The organism is Cupriavidus sp. 01L46 (assembly GCF_056399905.1).
The window spans coordinates 1-491 of record NZ_JBFTSF010000717.1 but is presented as its reverse complement, the minus strand read 5'-3'; the positions used below and the strand labels follow the sequence as shown (position 1 = coordinate 491).

Here is a 491-nt window from a genome sequence, read left to right as displayed (position 1 = left end):
CCTGTATCGCCTGTGCCCATCCCAAGTGGGACGAACGCCCCCTGCTGGTCGCGGTAAGGCGCGCCGGCAGCACGCTCGATGCGCAACAACTACTAGCCTTCTATGAAGGCAAGGTGGCCAAATGGTGGATCCCGGACGATGTGGTGTTCGTGCCGGAACTGCCACTGACCGCGACCGGCAAGCTGCATAAGCTGGTGCTCAGGCAGCGTTTCAGCACCCATTACAGCGGTGCCGCCGCCTAGCCGGGCCGCTCAGGCCATGCCGCGGTAGGCCTTTGGCGTGCTGCCGGTCCAGTGCCGGAAGGCGCGGTGGAACGCGGTCGGGTTGTCAAAGCCGACGTCATAAGCGATTGCCGCGATGGCGTCGGGCGAACGCGTGAGCCGCTGGATCGCGATATCGCGCCGGACGTCGTCCTTGATCGCCTGGAACGTCGTGCCTTCGTCCGCAAGCCGGCGGCAAAGCGTGCGCACGGAATAGTGCAGGTCCTGGGC

Annotated in this window: 2 protein-coding genes; one reads left to right on the top strand and one right to left on the bottom strand. The window is 65.6% G+C overall.

Annotation, left to right across the window (positions count from 1 at the left end):
- On the top strand, window positions 1–242 hold a 242-nt coding region (locus tag AC1DS3_RS39475), incomplete at its 5' end, for an AMP-binding enzyme (protein ID WP_477129479.1).
- A gap of 9 nt (window positions 243–251) precedes the next feature.
- On the opposite strand, the gene AC1DS3_RS39470 is transcribed toward AC1DS3_RS39475, so the two are convergent.
- The coding region (locus tag AC1DS3_RS39470) for a helix-turn-helix transcriptional regulator (RefSeq protein WP_477129478.1) at window positions 252–491 on the bottom strand (240 nt) is incomplete at its 5' end.